The organism is Thalassotalea sediminis, assembly GCF_030295915.1.
Classification (GTDB): domain Bacteria; phylum Pseudomonadota; class Gammaproteobacteria; order Enterobacterales; family Alteromonadaceae; genus Thalassotalea_C; species Thalassotalea_C sediminis.
The window spans coordinates 3,682,972-3,696,752 of sequence record NZ_AP027361.1 but is presented as its reverse complement, the minus strand read 5'-3'; the positions used below and the strand labels follow the sequence as shown (position 1 = coordinate 3,696,752).

General features: G+C 38.9%; 10 protein-coding genes. All 10 read left to right on the top strand.

Features of this window, described 5'->3' with window-relative positions:
* Window positions 1-136 precede the first annotated feature (136 nt).
* The 10 genes from QUE09_RS16680 to QUE09_RS16635 all read left to right on the top strand — a co-directional run bounded on the left by QUE09_RS16680 (window position 137) and on the right by QUE09_RS16635 (window position 13,781).
* Complete coding sequence (locus QUE09_RS16680) at window positions 137-2,881, top strand: CHASE domain-containing protein (protein ID WP_286234005.1); 2,745 nt, start codon at window positions 137-139, stop codon at window positions 2,879-2,881.
* A gap of 62 nt (window positions 2,882-2,943) precedes the next feature.
* Window positions 2,944-3,912 (top strand): magnesium transporter CorA family protein, encoded by a 969-nt coding sequence (locus tag QUE09_RS16675; protein WP_286234004.1) that lies wholly within the window; start codon window positions 2,944-2,946, stop codon window positions 3,910-3,912.
* A 226-nt stretch (window positions 3,913-4,138) separates the two neighbouring features.
* The gene (locus tag QUE09_RS16670; RefSeq protein ID WP_286234003.1) at window positions 4,139-5,116 is read left to right on the top strand and encodes a DUF4382 domain-containing protein; all 978 of its coding nucleotides are present in this window, start codon (window positions 4,139-4,141) and stop codon (window positions 5,114-5,116) included.
* A gap of 165 nt (window positions 5,117-5,281) precedes the next feature.
* Window positions 5,282-7,111 carry an SLC13 family permease gene (locus QUE09_RS16665; RefSeq protein WP_286234002.1) on the top strand — a complete coding sequence of 610 codons (1,830 nt, stop codon included), beginning with the start codon at window positions 5,282-5,284 and terminating at the stop codon, window positions 7,109-7,111.
* A gap of 319 nt (window positions 7,112-7,430) precedes the next feature.
* Complete coding sequence (locus tag QUE09_RS16660; protein ID WP_286234001.1) at window positions 7,431-7,976, top strand: GbsR/MarR family transcriptional regulator; 546 nt, start codon at window positions 7,431-7,433, stop codon at window positions 7,974-7,976.
* Window positions 7,977-8,069: 93 nt separating this feature from the next.
* Entirely contained in the window at window positions 8,070-9,446 is a 1,377-nt protein-coding gene (locus QUE09_RS16655; RefSeq protein WP_286234000.1) for a cytochrome ubiquinol oxidase subunit I, read from the top strand.
* A complete protein-coding gene (cydB, locus tag QUE09_RS16650; RefSeq protein WP_286233999.1) occupies window positions 9,439-10,437 on the top strand; it encodes a cytochrome d ubiquinol oxidase subunit II in 999 nt (332 codons plus the stop codon). The genes QUE09_RS16655 and cydB overlap by 8 nt, the downstream gene beginning before the upstream one ends.
* A gap of 283 nt (window positions 10,438-10,720) precedes the next feature.
* Window positions 10,721-11,869 (top strand): S-(hydroxymethyl)glutathione dehydrogenase/class III alcohol dehydrogenase, encoded by a 1,149-nt coding sequence (locus QUE09_RS16645; protein WP_286233998.1) that lies wholly within the window; start codon window positions 10,721-10,723, stop codon window positions 11,867-11,869.
* A gap of 9 nt (window positions 11,870-11,878) precedes the next feature.
* Window positions 11,879-12,712 (top strand): S-formylglutathione hydrolase, encoded by an 834-nt coding sequence (gene fghA, locus QUE09_RS16640; RefSeq protein WP_286233997.1) that lies wholly within the window; start codon window positions 11,879-11,881, stop codon window positions 12,710-12,712.
* A gap of 187 nt (window positions 12,713-12,899) precedes the next feature.
* The gene (locus QUE09_RS16635; protein WP_286233996.1) at window positions 12,900-13,781 is read left to right on the top strand and encodes a kinase; all 882 of its coding nucleotides are present in this window, start codon (window positions 12,900-12,902) and stop codon (window positions 13,779-13,781) included.

Here is a 13,781-nt window from a genome sequence, read left to right as displayed (position 1 = left end):
TTTTAAAATTTCTCTCAATTTTTTTGTGTGCACAAGTTATAAGTTAATGGTGTAATGTAAATATTTATACAAAGAACATAGTAAATACGCTATACATAGTAGTAACTTGTTCTGAGAATACGAGTGTGAAGAATAAATGGACACTAACCTGAATTCAACGTCTGCAAAATTGTTGTATATTGCACTTGCTCTGGGTGCCTATTTGTCGGGTTACTTACTCTCTACACTCTCATTTCATACCCAAATTATGCCCGTATGGCTGCCAGCCGGTATTGCGCTTGTTGGTAGTTTTATTTGGGGCTGGCGGTTTTTGCCGGCAATATTTATTGCGTCTAGTGCATTCAATTTTACGGTGAGTGCAGATCTCTCGTTGTACGACTTATTTTCTATCAACGGCGCTAGCATCTTTTTCATAGCAGTAGGCTCCACACTGCAAGCTGCAGTAGGAAGTGCACTTATGAGACGATGGCTAGGCAGCCCAATTGCGCAACCATCGACAAGAAAAATTATCTATTTTGTCGTGCTAGTGGGCTTTGTTGTAAACCTTATTGCAGCCAATATAGGTATTTCTGCACTAACGTACTTTAATGCTAATTTTAGTATCGATAATTATTGGTTAAATATGACCTATTGGTGGCTGGGAGATTCGATAGGGGTACTATTAGCAACACCATTTTTATTGAGTGTTATTCAATACTCTTCACAACAAGAGTTTCGAAAAAATATTAGAATTATCACTATTGCAGCGACAGGTTTCTTGTTTATATGCGTGCTAGTGCTCACAAGCTTCTTTATAGAATTTTCCAATGAAAATAGTGAAAAAATCATATCTAGAGAAACAAAAGTTGTTGAAAGTAGTTTATACCGAGAGCTTAATAAAAGTTTATTGCAGTTACAAACATTGGCAAACTTCATTCAAAGCCACCCAGTATTAACACACAGCGAATTCCAAAGTTTTACCGCAGAGGAGTTAAGTAAAAACTCAGCCATTCATGCTATGTCATGGAATCCGCTAATTAATCCACAGCGAAAGCAGCAAGAAGAAGCTGCGTTGAAAGACATTTATGATGACACGATTAAAATAAAGGGCGAACCTATTGATGCTGGCGACCCCATTGTTTATGTAAAATATATTGCACCTATGCAAGGTAACGAGAAAGCGCTTGGTTATAATGTTTATTCAAATAATGCGCGCAAACAAACTATCTTAAAGGCGACAACTAGTTATTATTCTCAAGCAACGCCAATAATTACGTTAGTGCAATCGAAGAAAAGCCAACCTGCATTTTTATTGTTTATTCCTGTGTTTCAAGCGGATACTGATGACAACGCTAAAATTAGAAAACGCGTTAGAGGTTTTGCAACTGGCGTTTTTTTAGTCAATGAAATAATGGATAAAACGTTCGATTTTCATAACAATAAACTCTTTAAATATGAACTCTACGAGCGAGGCGCAACTCATTGGTTTGCGGGCAATACTGAAGAAAAGAATATCCGTTTAAGTGATCGGGAAGATGTTAAAACCATGCAGTTTTTTCACTCTGGGCAAACGTGGTTTTTAAATTTGGCGCTTAATCAGTCATATTTAAAAGTTAAACAAAGCCGCTCACATTTTGTCTTGTTTATTTTTCAGTTTGGTTTGGTTGTTTGTATAGTTGCGATGGTGTTATTGATGAACAATCGACACTTAGTACTTAATAATTTAGTTGAGAAAAAAACGCTATCCTTGCATCAGGCGGTACAGGTTTCTAAAGAGGCAAATCAAGCCAAAAGTCGCTTTCTTGCGAATATGAGTCATGAAATACGTACGCCGCTTAACTCTGTCGTTGGTTTTTCTCAAATGGCGCAACACACGGATGAACCACAAGAGATAAAGGAATATTTAAGCAAGATTGAAGTGTCTTCCGATATTTTGCTTAATTTGGTTAACGATATTTTGGACTTTTCCAAAATAGAGGTCGGTAAACTTGAGTTATCTATGCATCATTTTGATATGCACGCGAGTTTACAACGCATTGCCACTATTTATGAAACAATGTCTGCAAATAAAGGGTTGAAATGGCAGCTAATTGATGAAATCCCTGCCAATGTTTATTTTATTGGTGATCAAGCTCGCATTGAACAAGTGTTAGTTAATTTATGCAGTAATGCAGTGAAATTTACAGCTACCGGTTCGATAACGTTGCAAGCTAGCGCTAAGTTAGAGGCAAGCGGTTCAGCACAACTACTGATCAAGGTAATAGATACGGGTATCGGTATTAGCAGACAAAATCAACAAAAGCTCTTTACTGTTTTTACTCAAGCTGATGACTCTACTTCTCGTAATTATGGCGGTTCTGGTTTGGGGCTCGCAATTTCAAGAGAGTTAAGTTACCTCATGGGGGGGAATGTCACTGTTTTTAGCGAGGAAGGAAAAGGCTCTGAATTTACCTTTACTGCCACATTGAGCGTTTCGTACGATAAAGTCGCCCAAGTTGAAAAAGCACCTGAGCAAGATTTTTCAATGCTACGCGTATTAGTGGTCGAAGATAACCGTATTAATCAGGCATTAATTAAAACGATTTTGAGAAAGCAGAATATTGAACCAGAAATTGCTAACAATGGCCAAGAAGGTGTTGAGGCTGTTAAAAATCAGCCGTTTGATGTGGTGTTGATGGATTGCCAAATGCCGGTGCTAGATGGTTATGAGGCAACCAAGCAAATTAGAGCGATAGATGCGTATAAAGAGTTACCCATTATTGCTTTGACTGCTGATGTAAACTCTGAAAGTGTTGAATATGCCAAACAGGTAGGGTTTACAGAGCACCTCACTAAACCAATAAATGTTGATAGATTACTGACATGTTTTGCAAAAATTATTGCAGATAAAACTGAACATTGACGGCAATTTAATGGCTAACATAATTCATCGCAAACTTTTGTGGTACTACAGGATTAAAAGTAATGATTAGAACCTTGTTAATTTCCAGCACTTCTACTGAGATTGGTCAGGAAGAGCTCATTGAGCGTTGGCAAAATAATGAAGACAGCACGTTATGGCTTGATTTAGAAGGTTTGGACAAAGAGAAAGAAAAACAGATGTTAATTTCTTTAGGTTGCCACCCGTTAGCCATACAAGATGTACAACGTGAAAGACACCCCCCGAAAATAGAATTATTTGATAACTATATTTGTTTATTATACCGAGGGTTTGTGCGTTATGACGACGTATTAGATTTTGAACATCTACAGTTAGGTATGTTCATTGGTCATCGTATATTAATCACCTGTCATCGTGAGTGTTCTATCGCTATTAATACGCTTTTTCATGAAAAAAGCGCTAAGTTTTTGGCGCGCAGTCCTGTGCATTTAGCGTTACAAATCTTTCATTCCAGTTGCGGCAATTACTTACAACAGTTGTTTAGCTTTGAAGCACAGTTAGAGAAAATTGAAGATCAATTTCAATTAAGTGGAAACGACAAAATGATGCGGGAAATAACGTCTTATCGTTCACAGCTTGTAAAAATAAGGCGTACCTTTAATTATCACGTTTCTATTGGTGAATCATTAAATAACTTCCTTGAAAATGACGAAACGACGTTAATTACACCGGAAGAAATTCATACCTTAACTGATCTTAGAGAGCGATTAGAGCGACTGTTGAGTTTATCGCAAATGTATTACGATATTTGTGGTGATCTGATTGATGGCTACATGTCTGTAACTTCGCATCAATTAAACGCAACAATGCGAGTGTTAACGGTGATCACTGCGCTTTTTGTGCCTTTGACCTTTCTCGCGGGTATCTACGGTATGAATTTTGAGCACATTCCTGAGCTTAAGTGGGCTAATGGTTATTTTATTTTGCTCGGTGTGATGCTTGTTATTTCTGTGGTACTTGTTGTCGTTTTTAAAAGAAAAAAATGGCTATAGCTTTTTAATCTTTTGCTACTTAATTACGAAGCTAGTGAAAAACACAGTGTCAGCCATCGCTAGCATTGCTTTGAAAGTATAATAAAAATAAAAGAATACCTTTATAAATACTAAATTTTTCGTATTTAGCCTAAAACATTACTGAATATGCCGCTATAATGACTTTATGCCAAAACTAAATAGTTCTATTAAGTCGTTTTAACTAAAACTTTTCAAAGAGGTACTTATGATAAGTAAAAAGGCATTATTTTCTTTTGTTTCTGCATGTGTATTTTTAGCTGCATGTGGTGGTTCATCGAGTAGTAGTGATGGTTCTACTAATGTGATTATCGATTCACAGGCTACGACGACGTTTTCATTGGGGGTTAGTGATGCACCTGTTGATGATGCCGTGATTGTTGCAATTGAAATTGGCAGCATTAAATTGATAAATACCGATGAAACAAACGGTAAACAAGAAGTCATGATTGACCAGTTTACTAATGACATGGGGGAAGTCGTTGACTCAATTCAAGTAAACTTGCTCGATCATCAGGGCACTAGTCAACTGAAAATTATTGATGAAACACAAAACGTAACGCTAAATGTCGGTGAATACACGATGGAGCTCAATGTTATTGATGAAGGCTCTTATGTAATGCTTGATAATGATGCAACAGAATATGCAATAAAAGTCCCCAGTTCACGCTTACGATTAGGTGCGTTTATGGTGACGGAAAACGCACAACAACAAGGCGAAGTACCTGCCTACACTATTGAGTTTGATTTAAGACAATCTCTGGTGCAACGTGGAAATGATCCTGCTAAAAATGGCTTTATTATTAAGCCGCATGGTGTGCGTATTGAAGGTGCTACGGGATCAATTAGTGGTTTAATATCAGCCGAAAATACTAATTTAGGTGCTTGTACTGTTTATTTATATGAAGCGGCACCTACTGAATTGGGTGATATGTTTGATATTGAAGATACAACCTTCGCAGGAGAAGTGCCAACAGCTACTGCGCCTATTGCAACGGCCAAAGTAAACGATGATAGTACTTATAGCATAGGTTTTGTCGCTGAAGGTAATTATACTGTCGCGTTATTTTGTGGCGTTGAAATTGACGATAATGTTCAATATGACGGCTTAGTTATTCCTTCACCAGAAGGTAATATGGAAACAGTAGATGTGGTTGTGGGGCAAGAAACTACAGTAAACTTTTAACTAGGTTTAGTGTGAAAAAAGCGAAGCAATTATGCTTCGCTTTTTTACTGAATGTACATTAGTAGCAATAACTCATTAACTTATTTTTGTTACTTTCTCGCCTTTTAGTGAGTCGAATGCTAACGTTGATTAAAAGTGCTCATTAAATTAATCAACGAGTTGAATGTGACCATACCAGACATTCCCAATAACCATGCGTTAGCCATGTTAGTACTAACTGTGATAGCACTCTATTTTTTTAGACGAGAAGATATCCCCTTAGAAACCTCATCTCTTGCGGTACTCGTTATACTTTGTATGATTTTTACCGTGTTTCCATTCGATTTAAATGGTCAGCACTTGGAGCCATCATCATTGTTCTTTGGTTTTGGCCATGAAGCGCTGGTAACAGTGTGTGCATTAATGATTATTGGCCATGCGTTAGTGCGAACAGGGGCCTTAGTGCCGGTTGGCAGAAACTTAGCAAAACTGTGGAAAATTAGCCCTGCAATATCACTCTTGGTAACACTCATCATCGCAGGTGCCCTAAGTGCCTTCGTTAATAATACGCCAATTGTTGTGTTACTTTTACCTATCCTAACGAGTGTGGCACTTAGAACGAAAACAGATACTTCTCCAATGCTATTACCTATGGGCTTAGCCACGCTGGTAGGAGGGATGACGACAACGATCGGCACCTCAACTAATTTGTTAGTGGTGAGTGTTGCCAGTGATATGGGCTTACCGCGTATTGGTATGTTCGATTTTAGTGCACCCGCGATTATCGCTGCTTTTATTGCGATTGCCTATTTATGGTTAGTGGCTCCCAAATTACTACCACAACGTGCCGCGTCTTTACCTGATACATCGCCACGACTTTTTAGCGCTTATTTAAATATTAATGAAGATAGCATTGCGAATGGTAAAACAGTCGCAGAAATACTCAAGTTAACCGACGATCAAATGAGTATAGAATCAATACAACGTAGCCCAGATTATCGTAGTATTCGCCCTTTTCCTGATACGGTGCTTAAAGAAGGTGACAGGCTTCATATTCAGGAACACCCAGAACAACTTAAAGAGTTTGAAGCTGTTTTACAGGCTACCTTGTTTTCTGGTGCTCACAAAGTTGATGAAGATCATCCTCTGAATGCTGAAAAGCAAAAGTTGGTGGAAATTGTAGTGATTCAAGCGTCTAATTTAGTCGGCAGAACGCTTAAAGATGTTCAATTTGCGAAACGTTATGGCATATCGGTTCTGGCGCTGCACCGGAACGGTAAAGCAATGGATATAGGTCGAAGAAGTATTGGCAACGTTATTATCCATGCTGGTGATGTATTACTCGTGCAAGGAGACGCCGACCAAGTCGCAGAATTAAAGCGTTCGCAGGGCTTTTTAATTATAGATGGGGCATCAGATTTACCTTATTCGAAAAAAGCGCCTATCGCATTATTCGTGCTATTTCTTGTTGTTGCGGTTGCTGCCGTGGGTATTTTGCCTATCGCTATCAGTTCACTGTGCGGCATATTAGTTTTGTTGATTACTAAGTGTATTGATTGGAGTGAGGTGTCATCAGCATTGAGTACGCAAGTGATTCTTATTGTTGTTGCATCATTAGCATTAGGTTCCGCGATGATGCAAACAGGTGGCGCTGAATATATTGCACAAGTGTTTGTTGCCTTTGCGGTTGATTTGCCGCCTTGGGGTATTATTGCGTCGTTAATGTTAATGCTCGCTATTTTAACAAACATCGTGTCAAATAATGCCGCAGCGGTCATCGGTACACCAATAGCGATATCCGTTGCAAATCAGTTATCGTTACCCGTTGAACCATTCATACTTGCTGTTTTGTTTGGTGCCAATCTTAGTTATGCGACGCCGATGGCTTACAAAACAAACTTACTTGTGATGAATGCCGGTGGTTATCAGTTTTCTGATTTTATTCGCGCCGGTATTCCACTTATTATTTTAATGTGGCTGTCATTGTCTTTTCTATTATATATGTTCTATTTTTAGTGGTCGTGTTGAGTCTTAAGACGCCCCCTTTTTGTGTAAAAATATCTACCGATCGATAATTAGCAATGCTGATGTAACATTGGAATGAGTCGATATTTTCCAATCTAGCGTAAATGTTAAGTAGTTTTTAACCAAACTTAATGATTATCCTTTTTAGTCGAAATGGCTTAGCAACATGAGAAATTATTGCCAATAAAGCATGGAATACAGCTTTAACTAATGCGTCATTCTTATTAATAATTGTCGTAAATTTAACTTGATCTAGATCAAAAATCATTCTAATATTTTAAACGTTCAGAAATTATTGAAAGTTTAAAATATGAAGTTGTCACCTAAAATAGAAAGTTTTGTTATGCATTGTGGTGAAATGGGCAGTCGATGGGGGTTTAATCGTACGATCGGCCAAATTATGGGCTTATTAGTGATGAGTGAGCAAGCATTGTCTGCAAATGAAATTGGTGAAACGCTAAGTATCTCGCGCGGTAATGTCAGTATGGGCATTAAAGAGTTGCAGTCTTGGCGGCTAGTCAATGTTCAGCATATTGCTGGGGATCGTAAAGATTACTATATGCCGTCTGGGAGTATTTGGGCGCTAGCAAATCGCATTTTTGAGGAGCGTAGCAAACGAGAGGTTGATCCAACACTGTCGTTATTACGGGATTCATTACTTGATGAACCGGCTAATCAGCAAGAGGCTTACGCATTAAAACAAATGGACGAAATACACGACTTGCTTGAAACCATAACTAAATGGGCGCGAGAACTACAAAGCGTTAGCCCAGAGAAACTAACCACGTTAATGAAGCTTGGCTCCGGTGTTGTGAAAATGCTCGACTTTAAAGATAAGATTGTAAAGTCTAAGTAAGCACTAAAATTTTATTAAATAAGATTATTTTTTAGACGCAATACGTTTATTGCGCCTTAGGCTAACTCACGCCAAATTCGGCAGAGGTACGTTATGTTAGACACAGAAATGTTATCGCGTATACAGTTCGCGTTAAATATTAGTTTTCATATTCTCTTCCCAACCATCACAATTGCAATGTGTTGGTTCTTAGTGTTTTTTAAAGTACGATTTGACCAGACACAGCACCCCGTTTATATGCGCGCTTATCGATTTTGGGTTAAGGTGTTTGCGCTAACTTTTGCGCTTGGTGTGGTTAGTGGTATCACAATGTCTTTCCAATTTGGCACAAACTGGCCAGGGTTTATGGAAAAAGTTGGCAATATTGCTGGGCCGCTACTGGGCTACGAAGTACTTACGGCTTTTTTCTTAGAAGCGACTTTTCTTGGCATAATGCTCTTTGGCATAAAAAAAGTACCACCGAAAATTCATACGCTTGCGACGATAGTTGTCGCATTAGGTACCACGTTGTCAGCCTTTTGGATCTTAAGTTTAAATTCATGGATGCAAACACCTACAGGGTTTGAAATACGAGACGGTATTGTTTATCCGGTAGATTGGTTTGCTGTGATCTTTAATCCGTCTTTTCCTTATCGCTTTTTTCATATGTTGTTGGCATCAGGTTTAACAGCTTCTTTCTTAATTGCCGGGTTAAGTGCTTATCGTTTATTAAAAGGTGACAATAAAAAAGCGCCCAAACTCACTTTGAAAGTCGCGGTAACTGTGGCAGCGATACTTGCACCATTACAAGCGTTGGTTGGTGACTTTCATGGCTTAAATACGCTTGCGCATCAGCCACAAAAAGTGGCTGCAATGGAAGGCGTGTGGGAAACAGAAAAAGGTGCACCGTTATTATTGTTTGCTATTCCAGATGAAGAATCTCGCAGTAACCACTTTGAAGTTGGTATACCAAACCTCGCAAGCCTAATTTTAACTCACCAAGCTGACGGTGAAATAAAAGGTTTAAATGAATTTGTAGGTCAACATCCACCCGTTAAACCCGTGTTTTTTGGCTTTCGTATTATGGTGGGGTTAGGACTACTGATGATACTTATTGCTTGGATCGCAAGGTTTCAGTTATTTCGTCATGATAGCGTATCACCATTATTTCTTAAGGTTCTATTATGGATGACTTTTTCAGGGTGGTTGGCAACATTGGCAGGTTGGTATGTCACAGAGATCGGTCGTCAACCTTATTTAGTGAGTGGCGTATTAACCATTAAAGAAGCCGTCACTGATATTGCACCAAGCAATGTTGTCACGAGTTTAATGATGTATTGCACTGTCTATATAGGTTTATTGGTTGCCTATATTCATACGATCTTTTTAATGGCTAGACGTGCTGTAAAAGTTGAAGAATATGAAAATGAGGAGTTAACAAATGTTACCTCTCCTTATCGTTCAGACTCATTGGAGAATAGTCATGTTTGATCAAGAATCACTTGCGGTAATATTTGTTGGCTTAATGGCGTTAGCAACATTGCTATACGTTGTCTTAGATGGCTACGACTTAGGCGTTGGTATGTTACTACCAATGAACAATCAAAATAACGCCAATACCATGATTGCTTCTATTGGCCCTTTTTGGGATGCTAACGAAACTTGGCTCGTATTAGCCATAGGCTTATTACTGATTGCTTTTCCAACGGCTCACAGTATGGTGCTAAAAGCGTTGTATTTGCCATGCGCGGTTATGCTGATTGGCTTAATCTTGCGAGGAGTCGCTTTTGACTTTAGAGCTAAAGCAGCTGTTTCTCATCGCAAAACATGGGACAGGTTATTTAAAGCCGGTTCTTATATTGCAGCACTTTCTCAAGGATACATGCTTGGACTTTACGTTACTGGGTTTGAACAATCGATAATGGCAACCAGTTTTGCCCTCTTCAGTGCATTGGGTGTAGCCAGTGCATATATGCTGATTGGTGCAACTTGGTTAGTAATGAAAACTAGCGGTGAATTACAGCAAAAAGCGATTAATTATGCTCGCCGCAGTGTACTCATTACCTTTATTGGCATTGTTTTAGTGTCGGCACTAAATCTCTGGCTAAATCCTGAAGTGTATTTGAAATGGTTTACTTGGCCATATGGAGTGTTTCTATTACCAATTCCGATGGTATGTTGTATCGCTTTTATACTTTGCTTTAATGTACTGAAACATTTAAGAAAGGCACCTGAACATGGCTCTGGCTTACCTTTTTTTATTACCGTCTTTATCTTTGCTTTAAGTTTCTTCGGTTTGAGTTTTAGTTTTTTCCCTTATATTGTGCCTAACAAGTTAACGATATGGGAGTCGGTAGCTGCACCCGAAGCGTTGAACTTTCTGTTATGGGGGGCAATACTCGTTGTGCCTACGATACTTGCTTATACTGCATATTCTTACCGTGTTTTTTGGGGGAAAGCCGATGAACTTAATTATTATTAAGATGAATGGCATTGCCTGAAAAGGCTATTATACGGTTTAATAATATGGTTATTGTTTATTTAGTTGAATCAATAAATTTTGTTTGTTCTATTAGATAAATCAGATCTGTTATTTCTCTTAATTTATACAGAGCATTTTCATGCTCTGTTTTTTTATCTGCTATCAACCATTAATTTATTTATCCGTTTGGATTAATATTATTTACTAAATTACTTTTGATCTCGAAAGAGTCTAAGCCCACAGCTATACTGTTTCGAATGCGAATATAAAAATAGGAAAAACTATGTCACTTAAATTAACACCCGGACAAACTTCAATAAAGTCTAAAGCTGCCGTTGCTTGGGCGGCAGGCGAACCTCTTAAAGTGGAAGAGGTTGACGTTGAGCTACCAAAGGCTGGTGAAGTTTTAGTGCGCATTATTGCTTCAGGCGTTTGCCATACTGATGCTTTTACATTATCAGGCGAAGATCCAGAGGGCGTTTTTCCGTCAATTCTCGGCCATGAAGGTGGTGGTATTGTTGAAATGGTTGGTGAAGGCGTTACAAGTGTTGAAGTGGGAGATCATGTTATTCCACTCTATACTGCAGAATGTGGCAAATGTAAGTTTTGTACCTCGGGCAAAACAAATTTATGTCAAGCTGTGCGTGAAACCCAAGGTAAAGGTGTGATGCCTGATGGTACATCAAGATTTTCTATTAATGGTGAGCCTATTTATCATTATATGGGATGTTCTACTTTTTCTGAATACACAGTATTACCAGAGATATCATTAGCCAAAGTTAATAAAGCTGCACCACTTGAAGAAGTATGCTTGCTTGGTTGTGGTGTTACTACCGGCATGGGAGCGGTGTTAAATACTGCTAAAGTACAACCAGGTGATACCGTGGCTATTTTTGGTTTAGGCGGTATCGGTTTATCAGCAATAATAGGTGCGCGAATGGCTGGCGCAGGTCGTATTATTGGTATAGATATTAATGAATCAAAATTTGGACTTGCGCAACAACTGGGTGCTACAGATGTCATCAATCCGCAAAATATCGATAAACCCATTCAAGAGTATATAGTTGATATTACTGACGGTGGCGTAGACTTCTCTTTTGAATGTATCGGCAATGTAAACGTAATGCGTCAAGCGTTAGAGTGTTGTCATAAGGGTTGGGGTGAGTCTGTTATTATTGGTGTTGCAGGTGCAGGGCAGGAAATATCTACACGTCCTTTCCAGCTTGTCACGGGACGTGTATGGCGCGGTTCAGCTTTTGGTGGCGTTAAAGGCCGCTCAGAGTTACCTGAAATTGTTAACAAATATCTTGCCGGTGAATTTGGTTTACAAGAATTCATCACCCATACAATGGGACTTGATGATATCAATCATGCGTTCGATTTAATGCATGAAGGAAAAAGTATTCGTTCCGTAATACATATGGATAAATAAGGGCGGTCAATGGAAAAAGTTAGTCATGTAAAAGTGTTCGGTGGTTACCATCAGCAGTTTACGCATTATTCAAATACATTAAACTGTACGATGCGTTTTGCCATATTTTTGCCACCTAATGCCAGTGCGAGTAAACCTGTGCCTGTTATTTATTGGTTATCAGGTTTAACCTGTACCGATGAAAACTTTATGCAAAAAGCAGGTGCCTTAAGAAAAGCCGCTGAGTTGGGTGTCGCTATTGTTGCTCCTGATACAAGTCCTAGAGGAGATGATGTTGCCAATGACGACGGATACGATTTAGGGCAAGGCGCAGGGTTTTATGTCAATGCTACGCAGGCTCCGTGGTCATCGCATTATCAAATGTATGATTATGTTGTGAAAGAATTGCCACAGCTGATAGAAAGTAACTTTCCTGTAAATGATAAACGCGCTATTACAGGGCATAGCATGGGGGGCCATGGTGCCCTTACGATAGGGTTAAATAATCAATCACGTTATCAGTCAATTTCTGCTTTTAGTCCGATAAGTAACCCTAGTGAATGCCCATGGGGAGTCAAAGCGTTTAGTCATTATTTAGGTGGTGATAAAGCGGCGTGGTTAACGTATGATGCTTGCCACTTACTGGCACGAGAAAAAGCAACGTTGCCTATTCTTGTTGATCAAGGAGATGCCGATAATTTCTTGGCAGAACAGTTAATGCCGGAGCGCCTGCAACGTGCAGCACAACAACATGGTTCTGCGCTAGAATTGAGAATGCGAGAAGGTTATGACCATAGCTATTATTTCATTGCCAGTTTTATTGATGAACATATAAGCTTTCATTACAAATGTTTGCAAAAATAAACTCAGACGCACCAAAAAGGTGCGTCTTTTGCGTTAAAAGTAGTCATTTAATCTCAACAGAAAATTAATGATACGCTTATAAACTTAAATATATACTTAAATAACAGTTATATAGCGTAAATCAATCGTGGTTTTTCGATCTGGCATAAGAGTTGTACTTAACTAAAGTAACTTTGGTTATATGTGTATGTATCAAATGCTCAGCGAATTTATTGAAAAACATCAACTACCCGATGCGTTTCGTGAAACGGCACTCCAGTATTATGTGCCGCTAGCTGACACGTTAGCAGCACAACAAAAACATTACACAAGCCCTTTCTTTGTTGGCATTAATGGTTGCCAGGGTAGTGGAAAGTCGACCATGTCTGCTTTTATTGCGGCTTACTTGGCGCAAGAATATCAACTTAATGTCATCAACCTGTCTTTAGACGATTTCTATTTATCGAAAAAAGCGCGAAAAATTTTGGCGGAACAAACTCATCCGCTTTTAGCTACGCGTGGTGTACCAGGTACGCATGACATAAAAAAACTGAAACATACGCTTGTCGCATTAAAGCATGGTGAAACAGGGATTTATTTACCAGCTTTTGATAAGGCGATGGATGATCTCAAGCATGTACTTGATTGGCCTTATGTAGAAGCTCGACCGAATATTGTATTACTTGAAGGTTGGTGCTGGGGCGTAACAGGGCAATCGAAAGCTGAATTATCGATAGACGCAAACCCGCTAGAGCAACAAAAAGATGCAGATGGCGTATGGCGAAACTATGTTAACGACCAGCTTGAAACTTATTATCAACCACTTTATGTGTTTTTTGATTATTGGGTGATGTTAGCTGCGCCATCATTTGATGCTGTGTATCAATGGCGACTAGAACAAGAAGAAAAACTTGCTGTAAACCAAGATAGTAAACAAACAAATATTATGTCTGCTCAGCAAATAAAAGACTTTATCGCGTACTTTCAGCGGCTAACGGAGCATGGATTATCTACATTACCGAGCCGTATGAATTATCAATTAGTACTCGATGATAATCGCAGCATAAAGCAAGTCATAGTAGGTGATTGA

Coding starts and splice junctions, on each gene's coding strand:
- cydB (WP_286233999.1), top strand. CDS start 9,439: ATGTTTGATCAAGAATCACTTGCGGTAATATTTGTTGGCTTAATGGCG.
- QUE09_RS16655 (WP_286234000.1), top strand. CDS start 8,070: ATGTTAGACACAGAAATGTTATCGCGTATACAGTTCGCGTTAAATATT.
- QUE09_RS16670 (WP_286234003.1), top strand. CDS start 4,139: ATGATAAGTAAAAAGGCATTATTTTCTTTTGTTTCTGCATGTGTATTT.
- QUE09_RS16680 (WP_286234005.1), top strand. CDS start 137: ATGGACACTAACCTGAATTCAACGTCTGCAAAATTGTTGTATATTGCA.
- fghA (WP_286233997.1), top strand. CDS start 11,879: ATGGAAAAAGTTAGTCATGTAAAAGTGTTCGGTGGTTACCATCAGCAG.
- QUE09_RS16645 (WP_286233998.1), top strand. CDS start 10,721: ATGTCACTTAAATTAACACCCGGACAAACTTCAATAAAGTCTAAAGCT.
- QUE09_RS16635 (WP_286233996.1), top strand. CDS start 12,900: ATGTATCAAATGCTCAGCGAATTTATTGAAAAACATCAACTACCCGAT.
- QUE09_RS16660 (WP_286234001.1), top strand. CDS start 7,431: ATGAAGTTGTCACCTAAAATAGAAAGTTTTGTTATGCATTGTGGTGAA.
- QUE09_RS16675 (WP_286234004.1), top strand. CDS start 2,944: ATGATTAGAACCTTGTTAATTTCCAGCACTTCTACTGAGATTGGTCAG.